Annotated in this window: 19 protein-coding genes; 2 read left to right on the forward strand and 17 right to left on the reverse strand. The window is 62.7% G+C overall.

Annotated features, from left to right (window positions below):
• The first annotated feature begins 17 nt into the window (after positions 1-17).
• Positions 18-920 (forward strand): LysR family transcriptional regulator, encoded by a 903-nt coding sequence (locus WHX55_RS02020; protein ID WP_150754744.1) that lies wholly within the window; start codon positions 18-20, stop codon positions 918-920.
• Positions 921-1,444: 524 nt separating this feature from the next.
• Positions 1,445-1,711 (forward strand): hypothetical protein, encoded by a 267-nt coding sequence (locus WHX55_RS02025; protein ID WP_353741938.1) that lies wholly within the window; start codon positions 1,445-1,447, stop codon positions 1,709-1,711.
• 139 nt (positions 1,712-1,850) lie between these two features.
• Here WHX55_RS02025 and WHX55_RS02030 read toward each other — a convergent pair whose 3' ends face one another.
• From WHX55_RS02030 to WHX55_RS02110, 17 genes are all read right to left on the reverse strand, one after another.
• On the reverse strand, positions 1,851-3,077 hold the full coding sequence (locus WHX55_RS02030) for a beta-ketoacyl-ACP synthase (protein ID WP_353741939.1): 1,227 nt from the start codon (positions 3,075-3,077) through the stop codon (positions 1,851-1,853).
• On the reverse strand, positions 3,077-3,805 hold the full coding sequence (fabG, locus tag WHX55_RS02035) for a 3-oxoacyl-ACP reductase FabG (RefSeq protein ID WP_353741940.1): 729 nt from the start codon (positions 3,803-3,805) through the stop codon (positions 3,077-3,079). The genes WHX55_RS02030 and fabG overlap by 1 nt, the downstream gene beginning before the upstream one ends.
• On the reverse strand, positions 3,805-4,263 hold the full coding sequence (locus WHX55_RS02040; protein ID WP_150726604.1) for a hotdog family protein: 459 nt from the start codon (positions 4,261-4,263) through the stop codon (positions 3,805-3,807). Before WHX55_RS02040 ends, fabG begins: the two co-directional genes overlap by 1 nt.
• Complete coding sequence (locus WHX55_RS02045; RefSeq protein ID WP_353741941.1) at positions 4,260-5,456, reverse strand: beta-ketoacyl-[acyl-carrier-protein] synthase family protein; 1,197 nt, start codon at positions 5,454-5,456, stop codon at positions 4,260-4,262. Before WHX55_RS02045 ends, WHX55_RS02040 begins: the two co-directional genes overlap by 4 nt.
• Positions 5,453-5,995: a hypothetical protein gene (locus tag WHX55_RS02050; protein WP_224789023.1), complete on the reverse strand. Its 543-nt coding sequence runs from the start codon at positions 5,993-5,995 to the stop codon at positions 5,453-5,455. Before WHX55_RS02050 ends, WHX55_RS02045 begins: the two co-directional genes overlap by 4 nt.
• Positions 5,996-6,069: 74 nt before the next feature.
• On the reverse strand, positions 6,070-6,795 hold the full coding sequence (locus WHX55_RS02055; protein ID WP_353741942.1) for a class I SAM-dependent methyltransferase: 726 nt from the start codon (positions 6,793-6,795) through the stop codon (positions 6,070-6,072).
• The gene (locus WHX55_RS02060) at positions 6,792-8,039 is read right to left on the reverse strand and encodes an NAD(P)/FAD-dependent oxidoreductase (protein ID WP_353741943.1); all 1,248 of its coding nucleotides are present in this window, start codon (positions 8,037-8,039) and stop codon (positions 6,792-6,794) included. The genes WHX55_RS02055 and WHX55_RS02060 overlap by 4 nt, the downstream gene beginning before the upstream one ends.
• Positions 8,026-9,186, reverse strand: coding sequence for a sodium:proton antiporter (locus WHX55_RS02065; RefSeq protein WP_353741944.1), 1,161 nt, complete (start codon positions 9,184-9,186; stop codon positions 8,026-8,028). Before WHX55_RS02065 ends, WHX55_RS02060 begins: the two co-directional genes overlap by 14 nt.
• Positions 9,183-11,522, reverse strand: a complete 2,340-nt coding sequence (locus WHX55_RS02070) for a hypothetical protein (RefSeq protein WP_353741945.1) — start codon at positions 11,520-11,522, stop codon at positions 9,183-9,185. Before WHX55_RS02070 ends, WHX55_RS02065 begins: the two co-directional genes overlap by 4 nt.
• Positions 11,506-12,210, reverse strand: coding sequence for an outer membrane lipoprotein carrier protein LolA (locus WHX55_RS02075; protein WP_353741946.1), 705 nt, complete (start codon positions 12,208-12,210; stop codon positions 11,506-11,508). Before WHX55_RS02075 ends, WHX55_RS02070 begins: the two co-directional genes overlap by 17 nt.
• Positions 12,207-12,632 (reverse strand): acyl-CoA thioesterase, encoded by a 426-nt coding sequence (locus tag WHX55_RS02080; RefSeq protein WP_150754754.1) that lies wholly within the window; start codon positions 12,630-12,632, stop codon positions 12,207-12,209. Before WHX55_RS02080 ends, WHX55_RS02075 begins: the two co-directional genes overlap by 4 nt.
• On the reverse strand, positions 12,625-14,169 hold the full coding sequence (locus WHX55_RS02085; protein ID WP_353741947.1) for an aromatic amino acid ammonia-lyase: 1,545 nt from the start codon (positions 14,167-14,169) through the stop codon (positions 12,625-12,627). The genes WHX55_RS02080 and WHX55_RS02085 overlap by 8 nt, the downstream gene beginning before the upstream one ends.
• Positions 14,150-15,091 carry a glycosyl transferase gene (locus WHX55_RS02090; protein WP_353741948.1) on the reverse strand — a complete coding sequence of 314 codons (942 nt, stop codon included), beginning with the start codon at positions 15,089-15,091 and terminating at the stop codon, positions 14,150-14,152. The genes WHX55_RS02085 and WHX55_RS02090 overlap by 20 nt, the downstream gene beginning before the upstream one ends.
• Positions 15,088-15,822 carry a glycosyltransferase family 2 protein gene (locus tag WHX55_RS02095; RefSeq protein WP_353741949.1) on the reverse strand — a complete coding sequence of 245 codons (735 nt, stop codon included), beginning with the start codon at positions 15,820-15,822 and terminating at the stop codon, positions 15,088-15,090. The genes WHX55_RS02090 and WHX55_RS02095 overlap by 4 nt, the downstream gene beginning before the upstream one ends.
• Complete coding sequence (locus WHX55_RS02100) at positions 15,815-17,494, reverse strand: AMP-binding protein (RefSeq protein WP_353741950.1); 1,680 nt, start codon at positions 17,492-17,494, stop codon at positions 15,815-15,817. Before WHX55_RS02100 ends, WHX55_RS02095 begins: the two co-directional genes overlap by 8 nt.
• Positions 17,491-18,036 carry a hypothetical protein gene (locus WHX55_RS02105; RefSeq protein WP_150754759.1) on the reverse strand — a complete coding sequence of 182 codons (546 nt, stop codon included), beginning with the start codon at positions 18,034-18,036 and terminating at the stop codon, positions 17,491-17,493. The genes WHX55_RS02100 and WHX55_RS02105 overlap by 4 nt, the downstream gene beginning before the upstream one ends.
• Complete coding sequence (locus tag WHX55_RS02110) at positions 18,033-18,287, reverse strand: acyl carrier protein (RefSeq protein WP_007992314.1); 255 nt, start codon at positions 18,285-18,287, stop codon at positions 18,033-18,035. The genes WHX55_RS02105 and WHX55_RS02110 overlap by 4 nt, the downstream gene beginning before the upstream one ends.
• Between the last annotated feature and the right edge of the window lie 4 nt (positions 18,288-18,291).

The following is an 18,291-nucleotide window of genomic DNA, read 5'->3' on the forward strand; positions in this document are numbered from 1 at the left end:
GACCTAATGGGGTTTTCATGGAATTGCGTCATCTGCGCTACTTCATCGCCGTCGCCGAAGAACTGCACTTCGGCCGCGCCGCACAGGTGCTGGGCATCTCGCAACCGCCGCTGAGCCAGCAGATTCAGGCGCTGGAACAGGAAGTCGGCGCGCGGTTGTTCGAGCGTACCAATCGTCGGGTCGAGCTGAGCGAGGCCGGTCGGCTGTTTCTGCAAGAGGCGCGGTTGGTGCTGGCGCAGGTCGACAAAGCGGCGGATGTCGCGCGACGGGCGCAACTGGGCGAGTTGGGTGAACTGAAAATCGGCTTCACCTCGTCGGCACCCTTCAACTCGACCATTCCCCAGGCGATTTTTTCGTTCCGCCAGCGCTTCCCGGCGGTGCACCTGAACCTGCGGGAAATGAGCAGCACCCAGGTGGCCGATGCGCTGGTGGACGAGTCGATTGAAGTCGGCATCATGCGCCCGCTCGGGCTGCCGGACTGCCTCAGCGTGGTCGAATTGATGCGCGAGCCGCTGGTCGCGGTGCTCAGCTCCAAGCACCCGTTGGTAGAGGGCAGCGAGGAGGGCTTGTTTCTGTCTGCCCTGGCCCTTGAGCCCTTTGTGTTTTTTCCGCGTAGCTACGGTAGTGGCCTGTATGCGCAACTGCTCAGCCTGGCCCGGGATTCCGGCTTCAGCCCACACTTCGCCCAGGAGGCCGGCGAGGCGATGACCATCATCGGGCTGGTAGCGGCGGGGCTCGGTGTGTCGGTGTTGCCGGCGTCTTATCAGCGGATGCGCATCGACGGTGTGGTCTACCGTCCGTTGCTCGATCCGGCGGCGGTGTCAGCAGTGTGGCTGGTGCAGCGCAAGGACCAAAAATCGGCGATGGCGCGGGCGTTTGTGGAGTTGTTGACCAGGAAGGTCGAGCCGTTAGAGGCGTGACTGCTGCGCAGTCAATCGCGAGCAAGCTCGCTCCCACAGTGGGTGGGTGGTATGGCGAGCATTGTGTTCACAGCGCTGAACCCTGTGGGAGCGAGCTTGCTCGCGATGGCGTCCGAGAGAACACCAAAAAGACCTGCTGTATGGAGCAAGAAGCATCAGTCCTGCCGGACGCTTCACCGCCCGCTGTGGGACATTTCCGAAATCCCTCGCAACGGCTACAGCGCCTTGCGACGTTGCCTGCAACTACTCCAGAATCCGCCGGCTTGTGCGCTTTGAGGGCCATCGCTAACTTGATTCGTGTCACTGATGGTCAGTGATCGGGTTTAGCAGCTCGTGTTTTCGCTAAGTGCATTTGCGCTCCTGATAGGCAGGTATGTCTGTACCTGCCCTTGACGGTAGCTGTGCGCAGGGCGCCTTCGGGCGCGCCGGTTTGGCGAAGACCCGGTCTGCTAACCTGCGTACAGCTGCCACCCTTTTGATTCGTAGCGACACGGTGTCGGCTCCACTTTTCTGGGCGCTGAATCATGACCAATAAAGCAAAAAACCGGTCGGACACCGATCCGGATACCTCACGCCAACCCAGCAAAATCTTTCTCGTCGCTCCTGAAGTCGACAACCACACTCTGCTGGAGTACGCATGTGTGTCACTGGCATCTGCGAATGCCATGGCGAGCGACTTCGCGAGGAGTCTGAACGGAGCGCAAAGCAACACCCTGCTGGGCATTCAGCAGTCGATCATGCTGGGGGAAATGGCGGTGAATCGGGTGTTGGATAACCTCGACCCACCGTGATCGTCCGGGGAGGCGAGAACCCTTGTGGGAGCGAGCCTGCTCGCGAAAAACGTCCAGACAACGCGGTCATTCAGGCACCGCGCGTTATCGTTGATGTCCATCGCGAGCAAGCTCGCTCCCACAGGGGAAATATTTTAGGTTACGACCAGCGCTTGAAAATCAGCGAAGTATTCACCCCGCCAAACGCAAAATTATTGTTCATCACGTACTGATTACTCATCTGCCGAAACTCGCCGCGCAGGTAGTCGAGCTTGCCGCAATGCGGGTCGACTTCGTCGAGGTTGAAGGTGTGGGCGTACAGGTCGCGGTTCATCATTTCGATGCTGAACCAGGACTCCAGCGCACCGCAGGCGCCGAGGGTGTGACCGAGGAAGCTTTTCTGCGAGCTGATCGGCATGTGTTCGCCGAACAGGCTGCTGGTGGCCAGGGTTTCGGCGATGTCGCCCTGTTCGGTGGCGGTGCCGTGGCCGTTGACGTAGCCGATGTCCGAAGGCTTCAGCCCGGCGTCTTCCAGGGCCAGTTCCATGGCCCGGCGCATGGTGACTTGTTCGGGACGGGTGGTGTGCTGGCCGTCGGCGTTGCTGCCGAAACCGACGATCTCGGCATGGATGCGCGCGCCACGGGCCAGGGCGTGTTCCAGTTCTTCGAGCACCAGCATGCCGCCGCCTTCGCCGATCACCAGGCCGTCGCGTGCGCTGTCGTAAGGGCGCGGGCTGCGTTGTGGGGTGTCGTTTTTCAGGCTGGTGGCGTAGAGCGCGTCGAAGACCATGGCTTCGGTCGGGCACAGTTCTTCGGCGCCGCCGGCGAGCATCAGCGGCAGGCGGCCGAACTTGATCGCCTCGTAGGCATAGCCGATGCCCTGGCTGCCGCTGGTGCAGGCGCTGGAGGTGGGAATCAGGCGACCGGTGAGGCCGAAGAAGATGCTGATATTGGCCGCGGTGGTGTGCGGCATCATGCGCACGTAGGAGTTGGCGTTCAGGCCTTCGGCCACCGAGTTGAGCAGCATGTTGCCGAACGCCTTGATCTCGTCGGTGCTGCCGGTGGAGGAGCCGCAGGCAACGCCCATGCGCCCGTCCTTGATCGACTCGTCGCCCAACAGGCCGGCGTCGGCCAACGCTTGCTCGGCAGCGCCCACAGCCAGCCGTGAGACCCGGCCCATGCTGCGCAGTTGCTTGCGGGTCCAGTGGCTCGGCACCTTGAAGTCATCGATGGGGCCAGCCAGGCGAGTGTTGAGCTCGGTAAAACGATCCCACTCGTCCATCCGGCGGATGCCGCTGCGGTTGGCCGCGAAGTTGCCGGCGATGGTCTCCCAGTCGCTGCCCAGTGAGGTGATGCCGGCCATGCCGGTGACGACGACGCGCTTCATCAGCACAGGCCTCCGTTGACGGCCAGAACCTGCCGGGTGATGTACGAGGCTTCCGCCGACATCAGGAAATTCACCGCGCCGGCCACCTCTTCAGGGGTGCCCATGCGTTGTGCGGGGATCATTTTCATCAGTTCTTCCACCGGCACGTTTTCGTCGAGCATGGCTGTGTCGATCAGGCCGGGTGCGACACAGTTAACGGTGATTTTGCGCTTGCCCAGCTCGATCGCCAATGCCTTGGCCGCGCCGATCAAACCTGCCTTGGAGGCGCTGTAGTTGACCTGGCCACGGTTGCCGATCAGCCCCGACACCGAAGTGATGCAGACAATCCGCCCGGCGGCGCGACGACGGATCATCGGCATCATCACCGGGTGCAGCACGTTGTAGAAACCGTCGAGGTTGGTGCGCATCACCACATCCCAGTCTTCCTCGCTCAGGGCCGGAAAGGCACCGTCGCGGGTCAGGCCGGCATTGAGCACCACGCCGTAATAGGCGCCGTGGGTTTCCACGTCGGCTTCGAGAATTTCTTTGCAACGGGCGCGGTCGGACACGTCGAACTGCAGGATGCGCGCACGACGGCCCACGGCCTCGACTTCGGCCTTGACGGCTTCGGCGTCGGCCAGGCCGCTGCGGCAATGCAATACGATGTCGTGCCCGGTCTGGGCCAGGCGCAAGGCAATGGCGCGGCCGATGCCACGGCTGGAGCCGGTGACCAGTACGGATTCAGTCATCACTGGACTCCTTCGGGTTCATGGAGATATTGAGCGGCCTGGGGTGGGCGGAACACGTTCAGACGGGCGGTAACGTGGATCCCGGGGGCGTTGATGTGGCACTCGAACACGCCCATGCCGTTATCGTCTTCCAGGGAGCGAATCCCGTGGATGGTCAACTCGGTACCGGCCGGAAAACTTTCGACGTTGCATTCGAATTTGCGGCTGCCGAGCAGGAAGCCCAATTCCACCGCATCACCGCGCTGGCGCGCATGGCAACCGGCGAAGGCGGCCACGCTCTGGGCCATCAGTTCGATACCGACCCAGGCCGGCAGGCTGCCGTCGGGGAGATTGAACAGGCCATCGGGCTTGACGGTCAGGCGCGTGTGAATCTGCTCTTCATCGAACGCCAGGATCTGATCGATAAGGATCATGTCGCCAGCGTGGGGCAGCAATTCGGCGAGCGGCCAGTCAATCATGGGGCGTCTCCGATAATCAGGCTGACGTTGTTGCCACCGAAGGCAAAGGAATTGCTCATCAGGTAGCGGGGTGCAATGGACGTCAGGCGCGTGGCCGGGGTCACCCATTGCAGCGGCGGCAGTTCGGGGTCGGGCTGTCCGTCCCAGACGTGCGGCGGCAGGGCATGCTCGCGATTGTCTGCACTCAGGCTCAACCAGCAGAACGCCGCTTCCAGCGCCCCGGCGGCACCGAGGGTGTGGCCGGTCATGGGTTTGCTCGACGAACAGGGCACGCCGGCCGGGAACAGCGTCGCCACGGCCTGGCTTTCCATGGCGTCGTTGTGCTGGGTGGCGGTGCCGTGCAGGTTCAGATAAGCGATCTGCAGCGGTTGCAGGTTGGCACGGCCCAAGGCTTTGCGCATGGCTTGCAGGGCGCCACGACCGCTCGGCTCTGGGGCGGATATGTGATGCGCATCGGAACTGGCGCCGCTGCCAAGCAGGGCAATCGCTTGGCTGTCGCCTGCACGTTTGGTCATCAGGAACAGCACCGCCGCTTCGCCAATGTTAATGCCATTGCGGTTCACCGAAAACGGATTGCAGCGTTGTTCCGAGACCGCTTCCAGTGCCGAGAAACCGTTGAGGGTCAGCTTGCACAAGGTGTCGACACCGCCACACAGCACCGCGTCGCAAATGCCCAGGTCCAACAGGCGCTGGGCGCTCATCAAGGCCCGGGCGCTGGAGGTGCAAGCCGTGGAAATGACATAGGCCGGCCCGCTCAATTGCAGCCACTCGGCGAGGAAGTTCGCCGGTGCCCCGAGTTCCTGTTGCTGATAGTCGTACTCGGCAGGGAACTGCTTTTCGCGCAGGTAATGCGCCAGGCCCTGGCTGGCCTCGTCGATGCCCGAGGTACTGGTGCCCAGCACGACACCGATGCGGTCGCGGCCGTAGGTCTGGATCGCGCTGTCGATATCCGGGCGAATTTGCAGCGTGGCTTCCAGCAGCAACTGATTGTTGCGACTGTGATGGCGCGACATGTCGGCTGGAAGGGTTTCCAGTTTGCCCTGGACCGCACCGACCGGCAGTGTGCGTTGCGGCACCCACCCGGCTTGTTCGCGCATGCCGCCGCAGTCGCCGGCAAACAGGTTGCGGGCAACCTCCTGCTTGTCGCGGCCCAGCGCGCAGACCAATCCGAGGGCGTTGAGGTAGGCCGTCATGGCGTTTCACCGCTCAGGGGGGTGACTTGATAGCTCGGACCACGCGGTAGCTTCAATTCAAAATTTTGCGGTTGTGCGTAGCGGATGTCCCAGCGCTCGGGCAGGTACCGTTGCCTGCCGTGCTGCCAGGCGCCGGGATAGTTGGCCGCCAGTTCATCTTGCGGCGTCAGCGCAAACAGCAGCGCCGCGAACAGCTCCCGGGCTTGTGGATTGGGCGGCAAGAAACCATCGGACTCCCAGGTTTTATCGATCAATTTCTGGCGGGCCTGGGGAATGCCCAACAGGTCCATCATCGACCAGCGAATACCCGATTCCTCGCGCTGGATCACCAGTACCCAGTCCTGGCGGTCGTCGGGCTGTAAGAGCTGGATGTGCAGTTGCAGCGGCAACGGCAGATCCGGATTTTGCTCGGGCAGCGGCGCCCGGCCGGCGCAGGCGCTCAGCAGCAGGGTTGCGGCGACTAACAGAAATCGCATAGCACCGATAACCCCTGTAGGAGCGAGCCTGCTCGCGATGGCGGCTTTATAGTCGACATCCATTTTGACTGACCCACCGCTATCGCGAGCAGGCTCGCTCCTACAGGTTGTGCAGTTCAAGTGACGGGTAATCAACATCACACGGTTCCTACAAAAGGTTTGCGCGCCACCACATTGACCAGGGTTTCTTCCCGTTGGCCAAAGGGTTTTGGCTTGCACACACCCAAGTGTTCGAGCAGGCCGAAATCCTTGGCGCGACTCCACCACAGGTACGGATAAGACACGTTTTGCGCGCTAAATTCGAAGCCCTGCTGGCGAATCATTTGCAGGTACTGCGCCGCGCTTTTCTGCACGTGCATCGGGTGGCGGAACAACCAGCGGATTACCCAGGTATCAATGTAAGCCTCGGTGGATTCGGCGAACAGCAGATAACCACCGGGTTTGAGCACGCGGTAGAACTCAGCCAGTGCCTGTTCCTGTTCCACCAGATGATGGAAGGTCTGGTGACAGAACAGCAGGTCGATACTGGCGTCCGGCAGGTTCAGGCTGGCGCAGTCGCCGCCGATCAACTCCACTTCCATGCCCTGGCGGGACGCTTCTGCGCGGCTCTGGTCCAGGCTCTGGGGATCAGCATCGATGCCAATCAGGCGACCGGGCGCAAAGGCCAGGCGCAGCAGCGGGAATGACTTGCCCTGGCCGCAACCGGCATCCAGCAGCACCGGGCTGACAGGCAGCGCTTCGCTGAACAGGTTGCGCAAATCGTCGATCGCCAACCGCAGCACATAGTGTTGCCAGATCTGGCTGCGCAGGAACCACAAGCCGAAACGGGTTTCTTCGACGTAGTGGTCGCTCAAGTAGTTCATGACGCATCCCTTGCACAGAACTCCGATATCACCTTCAACCGGCGCTTGGCTTCGCTGACGAACGGGTTGCTTGGGTCCCAGGCATATCCGGCAAGTATGGAGCTGATCATCCCGCGGATTTCCGGTGAACTGCTCTCATGGAAGATCACATCCTGGAAGGTCCCGGCGTACCAGCCTTCGACATAGCAACGGAACGTGTCGACGCCGCGCTTGAGCGGTTCGGCGAACTCGCCTTGCCAGTCGACGGCTTCGCCTTGCAACTGACGGTGCAATACCCCGGCGGCCATGCTCGCCGAACGCATGGCGATGGTCACGCCGGAGGAAAACACCGGGTCGAGGAATTCCGCGGCATTGCCCAGCAGCGCGAAGCCCGGACCGTGCAGGGTTTTGACGTTGGCCGAGTAACCGCCGATGGTTCTGGCCTCGGTGTCCCACTGCGCATTTTGCAACACGCTGGCCAGGCTGGGCGTCTCGGCGATAAAGCCGCGCAGGCACTCGTCCAGATTGTCGCTGCGGCCGGCGAAACGCTCCTCTGCGGCGACCACGCCGACCGAGCAGCGCCCGTTGCTGAACGGGATGGTCCAGAACCATACGTCGCGCTGGGTCGGATGAGTGGTCACGAGGATCTTGCTGCGGTCGAAGGTCGGGAGGTCGATACAGTCTTCGACGTGAGTGAACACGGCCTGACGCACCGGGAAGTTCGACGGCGCTTCGAGGTCGAGCAAACGCGGCAGTACGCGGCCGTAACCACTGGCATCGAGCAGGAAATCTGCCTCGACGCGGTACTCGCTACCGTCCTCGCGGCGCACGCCGAGCTGCGGTTTTCCGGGGTCGATGTCGACGCTGACGATGGTTTCGCCATAGCGGATCTCCACGCCTTGCAGCGTGGCCTGATCGGCCAGCAGCTTATCGAAATCGGCGCGCTGGACCTGAAACGTCGTCGATTTGCCGTCACTGAACGTCTCGCCGAAATCGAACGCGCTGTAGCGTTCGCCCCAGGCAAACGCGGCACCGGTTTTCAGCTGGAAGCCGGCCGCGTTGACGGCGTCGAGCATGCCCGCTTCTTCGACGAAGTCCAGGCAATGGGCCAACAGGCTTTCACCAATGGAAAACCGTGGAAAATGCTGACGCTCGATTACCAGCACATCGTGTCCCTTGCGCTTGAGCAACGCGGCGGCGATGGCACCGGATGGACCGGCGCCGATGACCACGACCTGGCGACATTCCATTTCAACGGTTGGCATGGGGGCTCCTTGCCGGGACAGCGGTTTTCAGGGGGATTCGGTGCATGCCGGTCAGGGCTGGCAGCAGTGTAGCGATCAGACCCATCAGCATCAGGGCAAAGTACAGCGGCGGGCTGATGAGTCGCTGTTGCAGCAGCAGGTTGAGAAAAACGATCTCGCTCAAGCCACGGATGTTCAGCAGCACGCTTTCCCGCCAGCGGCTGGCACCCTGGAACGAGGCCCCGGCCCAGCCGAGGCCGAGCCAGTTGCCCAGCAGTTTGCTCAGCATCGGCAACAGCAGCAGGGCGACCAGTTGCACCCAGCCGAGGCTGTCCAGCGCGCTGTGCACGTTGATCTGCACGATGCCGAACGTGAGGATCAGCGGGATGGCGATGTACGTCTGCAAGCGGCCCATCCACACGGCCGGCAGCGGCAGGACCAGTGGGGCTTTCAGCGCGGCCATGATCAACACATAGTCGATGCCGAAAATCAGCGCATTGAGCTTGAAGTGTTCGGCGACGACCAGCAGGGCGAAAAAGCTCAGGCTGTAGAGCCATGTCTGGCGCAAACCGAGCAACCGCAGCAGCACCGGCAGGCACGCGCCGGCCAGGGGCAGCAACAGGCTGCTCAGGTGCAGGCTGCCCTGGGCGATGCCGAACAGGGTCCAGCAGGCGAGGTCGATGAGGATCGCGGTTTGCACCAGACGTCGGGTAGCGGCAGGTGGGTAATCGATGTGCCGCAGGTACAGGTACAGCACCGGAATCGCGGTGATGGCGAACAACAGGCCGACGGCCAGCGAGCTGATCCACGGTTGCGGCGGCAACAACCAGACCGCCGTGGCCAGGCCGCAGGCAAACGGAATGCAAAAGCTGGGCAGGGCGATTTTCAGGCTTTGGCGATCCAGTTGCAGGTCGATCACATCGCTGAGGATGTAACCCAGCAACAGGGCAAAGCTCAGGCTGTAGAGGTTCTTCAGCCAGCCCGGCGACACCAGCAGCGCACCGCTCAATTGCCATTGTGGCTCGATCCAGAAATACATCAACAGCGGCAAGCCGAGGGTCGCCAGCAACAACTGGCTGACGATGGGAATCAGGCCGAAATGCCGGCCGACACGGGTCGCCACCGCGAACAACACCAGCGCCATCGCCCAGAACAGAACGACCATCATGTTGCCCGCTCCACGGCCGTAGGCTCATGCACCTGTCGACCGGCCCACGGTGCGAGCAGGAAGCTGAAGATCAGGCCCAGGCTCACCGACAGTCCGAAGTTGCTCACCGCCGGGGTGCTCGACACTGCCAGCAGGCCGAACGACAGCCAGGTGGTCAACGCCGCCAGCAGGGTGCCCAGCAGGCTCACGGCTGCGCCGCCGACCTGTTCGCGCATCAGGATCGCGTAATCGACGCTGATCGCCGTCACCAGCAGCAGGCCGAACAGACTGAACAGGGTCAACGGCTGCCCTAGCCAGCCGAGACTGGCCAGGCTGCACAACGCTGCCAGCAGGGGCAGGGACACGATACGCAATGCACCGCCGAGGCCGAATGGCAGGATCAGCACCAGCACGATCAGCACGCAAGAGGCGAGTTTCAGTTCGGCGGCACTGATTTGGGTGGCCGCGAAGACGTTGTTCAATTCACCCAGTCGATCCACCAGTATCACGCCGGGTAAATCCTCACCCTGGAGCCGCAGCAGGGCCGGGTTGTTGATGCCTTGCAGGCTGACCATCGCCGCCACGCCGCCATCGGTCGGCCCCAGCCACAGGGGCCGGTAGGATTCTGCCAATGGGCCGCTGAGCGCTGCGTCGATGTCCACGGTCGGCAATGCCTGTAGCTTCGCAAGCTCGGCTTGCAGCGCCTCGGCCGGTACGCCGATGTCGAGCAAGGGTTGCCAGTACGATGGCAGTTTGCTCAGCGCGTCGCGCACCTGTTGCTGTTCGTTCGGCAGGCTGACCAGTTGATTGAGCGACAGATAACCCTGGAGCTTTTCCAGGCCAATCAATTGATCCAGCCGCTCTCTCAGGGTGGTCTGGCGTTCGAGCAACTGCTGCTGATTGGCGGCGCGTATCAGGAAGAACTGGCTGGTGGGTTGATAGCCGGTGATCCGTGCAATGGCCTGGGCTTCGTCGGTCAATTGTTGCGGCGCGCTGATCCACTGGCGGATGTCGTTTTTGCTGCCCAGTTGCAACAGGCCGCCGACGCAAAAGGCGATCAGTAGCGCCAGCAAGACAGGCGTTTTCAGCTGTTTGAGCAACGCTTCACGACAGTCCAGCAAAAGCTCGCAAATGCGCAATGGCCACTGCGCCGGGCGCAGGTCTACGCCCTTGAGCAATGCCGGCAACAGGCACACGGCGGACAGATAGGCACCGAGCAAACCGGCGGCAGAGAATGCGGCAATCTGGGTCAGCGCCGGGAAGGGGGTCCAGGCCAGGGCCAGATAACCGATGCCGCTGGTGATCAGGCTCAGGGTCAAGCCGGGCAGGGTCAGGCGCAGGGCCGGCCAGCTGTGCCAGGGTTTCAGGCTCCAGCTCTTGGACAGGTAATGCAGCGGGTAATCGACCGCAACACCGATCAGGCTCGAACCCAGCACCAGCGTCATCACGTGCATATGGCCGAACAACGCCACGCAGGCCACCGCACCGAAGAGCATGCCCACCAGCACCGGCACGAACGCCAGCAAGACGCGCCAGCGCCGGAAGGCCAACAGCAGCAACAGCAAAATCCCGACGGTGGCACCGCCGCCGACCCAGGTCATCTCCCGGGCAGCCTGCTGTTGTCCGCTGGCTGCGTACAACAGGCCGCTGGCGGCGAGCAGTTGCACGTCGTGCCGGGCGGCTTCTTCGCGGCTGTGCTCGAGCAGGTCGGCCACTTGCAGCGGCAGGTTCATGTCGAAGGCGTTGCCAGTGGTGCGCGCGCGCAGCAGCACCCAGCTCTTGCCGTCGGCATCGGCGACCAAGGTACCGCTGCCGATGTCCAGTTGCACCGAACCGCGTTGCGGCTGGCTGTTCTGGATGCGCCCGGTCAGGCCCAGCCAGTCGTCCTGGCTGGGCACCAGGTTGTAACCGTTGAACGGGTCGAACAACGCCTGCACCCGTTGCTGGATAAAGGTGTCTGGGTGCTCGAGCAGCAGTTGTCGGTCCGCCGCCTGGAGCATCGCCAGGCGACCTTGCAGCAATTGCGTGCGCAACGCCGGCAAGTCGGCTTGCAGGGTCCACTGGACCTTTTCGAACAAGCCGCTGGCCTGCCATTGCTCGCCGAGTGTCTGCGCCATGACGACGGCCTGCTGGCGATCGCTGTGGCCGACCAGCACCAGCATTTCGCGGTTCAGCGGTTCCTGCATGCGTTGTTCGGCGCGCAGTTCCAGGGCATCGGGCGCCGTACCGGGCACCAGCTCCATCAGGTTGGCCGACAGCGGCGCGGCGCCACGCCATTGCCAACCGGCGAGCGCCAGTACTGCCAGTAGCAGGAGCAGAAACAGCCGTGGCAACCACCGTTCACTCGGCAAAGTCATGTTGCTCCGCGTCGCTCAATGGTTGGGCGCTGGTGCTGTCCTGCATGCGCAACAACGTACTGTCGCCCTGGGTCTCGAGCAGTTCGATGCTGTGCACCAGTTCTGCGCCGGTAATGTTGATCTGGTTGAACACCTGCTTGAGCAGCATCGAGCGCGGCAGCAGCGTGAGTTTCCAGTTCTGCGCGTCGCCGCTCAGGGACAGTTCGAAATCCCGTTGCAGGCCACTGCTGTCGCCTTGCAGCACGGCGAGGAACAAACGGTTCTGCTCGGCACCGGCGCTTTTGCCCGGCAGCATTTGCCAGACACTGCCGTCACGCCGGGCAATGCCTTTGGAAGTGATGCGATAGTCCTGTTGCAACGGCGTTTTCAGCAGCCACAACAGGCCGTGGTTTTTTGCCAGCACGAACGTGCCCTTGCTGGTCAGCGGTTGGGGCAGGGCGCGCAGGTGTTTTTCCTGGATGAAACTGCCGTGGATCACCTCGGGCCGGGCCAGTTGATCGCTGAGTTGTTGCAGGTCGAAGGCTTTGGCCAGTCCTGGAATGCCCAGTAGCACGCAGAACACTGTAGGAGCGAGCTTGCTCGCGAAAAACCTGAGGGCGCCGCGGACTGTCAGGTGCCCAATGTCATCGTTAACGACCATCGCGAGCAAGCTCGCTCCTACAGGGGAGCGGGAGGGGCAGAAAATCATCGCAGAGCTCTCTCTACGGCGTCAGTGAACACCTTCGGCGAGGCCAGTTGCATCTCGCGGCTGGCGATGTCGACGGCGACCTGTACCGACATGGCCCGGGTCAGGCGCTCACCGGTTTGCAGGTCGCTGATCAGGTAGTTGATCTTCAGGCGGTTCTCCCACTCCACCAAGTTGGCGCGCACATTGAGTTTCTGGCCGAACACCGCACCGCGCACGTAGCGCAATTGCAGGTCGATCACCGGCCACGCATAGCCGGATTCGTTCATCGCGGTGTAGTTGTGGCCGATCTTGTCCAGCAGCGCACAGCGAGCGACTTCCAGGTATTTGACGTAATGGCCGTGCCAGACCACGTGCATGCTGTCGACATCAAAGAACGGTACGACGATTTCCGTGTCGGTGTAGAGAAATCCCTTGCTACGCATGCAGCCTCCAGTGTTGTTCGGCGATGCGTTGCAGGCACAGGCGCAATTCGCCTTCCAGCGCGCGGTCTTCGATGACCGGTGGGAAGTCCTTGGCCAAGGCTTCATGCATGGCGGCCAAAGCGGGTGGCAGGGGGCGTGCATCTTCGGCCTGGCCGCGCAGCCAGACGCCCTGATTGGCCGCCAGCAGCGTGGCGGCCGCCACCTGTTCGGTGAGTTCCAGCACGCGGATCGCATCCCGGGCGGCGATGGTGCCCATGCTGACCTTGTCCTGGTTGTGGCACTCGGTGGAGCGCGAGAAGACGCTGGCCGGCATGGTGTTCTTCAGTGCTTCGGCGGTCCAGGCACTGGTGCCGATCTGCACCGCCTTGAAGCCGTGGTTGAGCATGGCACGGTCGGCCGTGGCGCCGGACAGGTTGCTCGGTAAGCCATGGTTGTAGCGCTCGTCCACCAGCAGTGCGAGTTGCCGATCCAACAGGTCGGCGACGTTGGCCACGAGGTTTTTCAGGCTGTCCATGGCGAAGGCGATGTGCCCGCCGTAGAAGTGCCCACCGTGCAGCACGCGCTCGGCCTCGGCGTCGATGATCGGGTTGTCGTTGGCGCTGTTGAGCTCGATCTCGATGAACGAACGCAGCCAGTTCAGGCTGTCGGCCAGCACGCCCAGCACATGGGGCGCGCAGCGCAGGGAATAGCGGTCTTGCAGGCGATGCAGGGGGGCGGTCGGCGCGTCGATGGCCAGATCCTCGCGCAACCACGCGGCGACCTGCATCTGCCCGGGGTGTGGCTTGGCGGCGAACAGGCGCTCATCGAAGTGCTCCGGGTTGCCTTGCAGGGCGACCACGTTCAATGCAGTGATGCGCGTAGCCAGATGCAGCAGGTAATCGGCGCGGGCGTACGCCAGGCAAGCCAGACCGGTCATCACCGCGGTGCCGTTCATCAGCGCCAGGGCTTCTTTCGGACGCAGCACCAGCGGCTGCCAGCCGAGTTCGCGGTGCACATCGGCGGCTTGCCGGCGTTCGCCACGGAACGTCACTTCGCGTTCGCCGGACAGGGTGGCGGCCACGTACGAAAGCGGTGTCAGATCACCACTGGCGCCCACCGAACCTTCCTCTGGAATCAGCGGCAGGATGTCGTGTTCAAGGAACGCCTGCAGGCGCTCCAGTAGCTCCACGCGCACCCCGGAAACACCGTGGCACAACGACTGCAAACGCGCCGCCAGTACCGCGCGGGTGGCCTGGGCGTCGAGCAGTTTGCCCAGACCACAGCCGTGGAAGGTGTACAGATGACGGGGCAGCGCCTCGACGTGATGCAGCGGCACCGCGACCACGCAGGAATCGCCGTAACCGGTGGTCACGCCGTAGATCACGCCTTCCTTGTCCAGCAGAGAGTCGAGAAAACGCGCGCCCTTGGCGATGCGCTCGCGGTAGGCGGGATCGCTTTGCAACTGCGTCGGCACTTTGCGGTTGGCCAGTGCCAGCACGTCTTCAATGCGCAAAGGGCGTTCGCCGAAGGTTACCGGCTCAAGCGTTGGCGTCGTCATCGGTCTTCCAGAAAGGGTAAAAGTTGAACCATTGTTGGGGCGCTTCAAGGCAATAGTGACCCAAGCGTTCGGCGTAGCGGGAGGCCCACTGATGAATGACCTGTTCGCGGTCGCTGCGCTTCCAGGTGATTGCGTCAGCGAAGGGCTCAATGGTCAGTCGATAGTCGCCGTCGGGTTTTTTCAGGCACAGCAGCAGGTTGACCGGGCATTTCAGCAGGCCGGCCAGCAGCCACGGGCCCTGGGGGAACCTGGCCGGATGGCCGAGGAAGTCCACGGTCGCGCAGCGGCCGCCATGCAGCGGCACGCGGTCGCCGGCAATCGCCAGCCACTCGCCACGTTCCAGGCGCTCGCTCAGTTGCAGCATGATCCCGGGGTCCAGTTCGCTGACCTGGATCAAGCGCAAATTGGTCGCCCCGGCTTCGCCCAGCAAACGGTTGAACTGTTCGGCGTGCTTGGTGTGCACCAGCACGTTCATCGTGACTTTCTCGCCGATCTCCGCCAGTGCGCGGCAGACTTCCAGATTGCCAAGGTGTGCGCCCACCAGCATCTGCCCGCGGGTACCGCGCAACTGGTCGCGCAGCAGCGCCGGGTCGATGATCTCGATCTGTTCGATGCTCAGCTTGCCGTTCCATACGTCGAGTTTGTCGAGCATCGAATCGGCGAAAGCCATGAACTGGCCGAACACTCGCCAATGGCTCGGGCGCAGTTCGCTGCGCCCGCTCCAGTCGGTCAGGCGTTGCTGGTATTGCCAGGCACTGTGTCGGGCGCTGCGGCCGAACAGGAAAAAGTACAGGACGATGCCGTACAACACTGGGCTCAGTACTCGACGGCCCAGCACTTTGGCGCCGAACGCGGTGAGCTTCATCAGCCAGAAACTGCCCCGTTCTTCGCGGTCGGCCCAGTGTTGCTTGTCTGCGCTCATGCCCGCCACCGTCGCCAGAGGATCACTGGCGCACGCAGCAACATGCCGAAGAACAGCCGCGTGTGCATGCTGGAAATCAGCACGTTGTCGTGGAACATCCGAAAATGCGAAACGCCATCCAACGGGTAATGGACTTTGGTTTGCAGCCATTGCATCGGCTGATTGCGCCAGGCCAGGCGCACCAGGATGTCCGAGTCGAAGTCCATGCGCTTGCCGATTTTCGCTGACTCGATCAGCGCCAGAACCGGCGGCAACGGGTAAACCCGGAATCCGCACATGGAGTCGCGAATCTGCAACGACAAGGTGTTGATCCAGACCATGACGTGAGTCAGGTAACGCGCATACAAACGGCCTTTCGGTACGCTGGCGTCATATTGCGGATAACCGCAAATCACCGCCTGTGGGTGGCGGCGTGATTGTTCGATGAAGCGTTGGACGTCCTGCAAATCGTGCTGGCCATCGGCATCCACCTGCAAAGCATGGCTGAAACCCAGGCGCGAAGCTTCGCGCAAACCGGTCATGACCGCGCCGCCCTTGCCCTGGTTTTCGGCGAGGCGGATCAGGTAAACCATGTCACGTCGGGCCAGGCGATCCAGCACCCGGGAGCAGGACGGGCTGCTGGCATCGTCCACCAGAATGCACGGCAGATGGCTGGCGATCAGCGCATCGACCACCGTGGTGATGGCTGTTTCGTGGTTGTACACCGGGACGATGGCGCAGGGGCTATGCATGCGCCGCCTCCAGCAAGATCCGCCCGCTGGAGCAGGTGGCGGTTTCGTTGCGATAGGCGAAATACAGTTTGCCACGCGCCGGGTCGAAGCGCAGGTGCAGCTGGATTTCATCCCCCGGACGCACCAGTTGCTGGAACTTCAAGACCTCCATGCCGGCGAATTTTTTCGGCAGGTTCATCAGTTGCTGGCCCAGGCTCAGCGCCCAGTCCACCTGCACCACGCCAGGCAACACCGGCGCCTTGGGGAAATGACCGCTGAAATAGGCCAGGTCCGGTGGCACGGCCAGTTGCAGGCTCCACTCGCCATTGCTTTCGACCTGCTCCAGCACCTCGGGCGCTTTGGGGCGCGCCGCCAACAGCAGGGCGTCGACGTCGGCCTGGGGCAGTTTGCCTTGAGTGTTCAGCGGTAGTTGTCGCAGCAGGCGCCAGCGTCTTGGCAGGGCCAGGGCTTCGCAGTGTTGACTCAGGTGCTGGCGCAATTGCTCGGTGAGGCTGCGTCGGCCCTGATTGCGCAGCACATGCAAACCGGCCTCGCTCAACACCAACAAAGCCCCCAGGGAGGCGCGGTTTTCCTGAACGACGCCGAGCCGCGCTTCGACGACCCATTCATGGGCCGTCAGCGCCTGTTCCAGCATCGGCAGCGAGATGCGTTTTTCTTCCAGCTTGACGATCCGGTCGAGTCGCCCAAGCAATTCGAAGCGGCCATCGACGGCGATGCGTGCTGAATCGGCAGTGTGTTCGACATGGTCATTGGGCAAATACGGCGAAGCGATCAGCAGGGCGCCCTCACTGTCTTGGGTCAGCGTGACATCGGCAAAGGGCTGCCAGAGTTCCGCGCCCTGACGCCAGGCGATGCCGCCGGTTTCCGAACTGCCAAAGATTTCCGTTGGCCATTGCCCCAGACGCTCATGCAGGCTCTGTGCGGCCTCGACCGGCAATGCGCCGCCGGAGGAAAACACCCGGCGTACGGAGCTCAAGGCCGGCCAGTCGAGGTTGTCGCTCATGCGCTTGAGTAGCGCCGGGCTGGCCACCCAGGCGAAGGCCGGGTACTCGCGGCTGGCGCGTTGCAGGTCTTCCGGAAAGGCCAACTGCCGACGTACGAACGGGCGCCCGGCGCACAGCGGCCACAGCACCCGAAACAGCAGGCCGTAGATGTGCTGGGTGGCGACGCTGCCAATGATGCACGCCGGGCCAAGATCCGCGCCCCACAGCTGTTCCAGGGCTTCGACTTCATTGGCCAGTTGGCGCAGGTTTTTTTCGATGCGCTTGGGTTCGCCACTGGAGCCAGAGGTGCACAGGCTCAACCGACAGTTATCCAGATCCAGCGCAGCGGCACTGAGCGGCGGCTGCTGGAAGTCGCCAAGGTGCGCGTCGTCGGGCTGATCGGTCAGCCACATGTCGACGTCATTCGACCAGCGTTGGCGAGTCTGCGGTTGCAAGTCAGACGGCAGCAGCACGCTGACCCCGGCACGCCAGGCGCCGAACAGGGCAATCGCCAGGTCGGCGGCATCCTCAAGGTGCACGGCCATCTGCCGCACACCCCGGGCTTGCAGGCCGGCGGCAAGGCGCAGCGCCTGTTCGCACAGTCGGGCGTGATCCAGTGCCGGAGCGGTCGTTACGGCGCGCTCAGGCTGAGCCTTGAGCAGCAGGTGCTCAAGTTTTATCCAATTCATGGGCGGCCTCGTACCCTTTGTCGTATGAGCCATTCAATGGCAAACATCAGGCCTATCAATCCGTAGGAAATCAGGCCGGTGTACAGCGTCCACCAGCTCAGCGGCGCCCAGAGGGTCAGGGCGGCGGCACACAAACCGTTGCATAGAAAAAAAACGCTCCAGGCGATGGTCACCTGACGGGTATAGCGAATGCCCTCGGCCGGCAATTGCGGCTCGCGTACCCGGGCCAGGCGTTCAACGATCGGTGGGCCGAATGTCAGGCTCGATCCGAACAGCACCAGCATGAAGCTGCTGATCAACACCGGATACCAGCGCAACAGCGCCGGGCTGTCGAACAGCGCCAGCAACAGACAGAACACTATGGCCACCGTGGCCATCCACAGGCTGCCAGGCCGTCGTTGGCCGGTCAGCGCCCGGGCCAGCCACAGTCCGCCCAGCAGCAGCCCGAATTGCCACGGGGCGAAATGCTCCATGCCGAAATACACCGCAAAGGGATACAAAAGGCCCGCCAGCAGCAGGCCGAGGCCAATCAGTCGATTCATGCGGCCGGTTGAACCAGACGGTAGACCGCCTCGACCACGTCACTGACGGTACGCACCGATTTGAATTCTTCGGCGGCGATTTTCTTGCCGGTCTGACGTTTGATGTGATCAATCAGGTCGACCGCGTCGATGCTGTCGATTTCCAGGTCCTGATACAGGTTGGATTCCAGGCTCACACGCTCCGGGTCCAGTTCGAAGAGCTCGACCAAGGCATCGCGCAGGGTGTTGAAAATGTCGTCACGAGTTTGCATGGTC

Source organism: Pseudomonas fluorescens (assembly GCF_040448305.1).
Classification (GTDB): domain Bacteria; phylum Pseudomonadota; class Gammaproteobacteria; order Pseudomonadales; family Pseudomonadaceae; genus Aquipseudomonas; species Aquipseudomonas fluorescens_BH.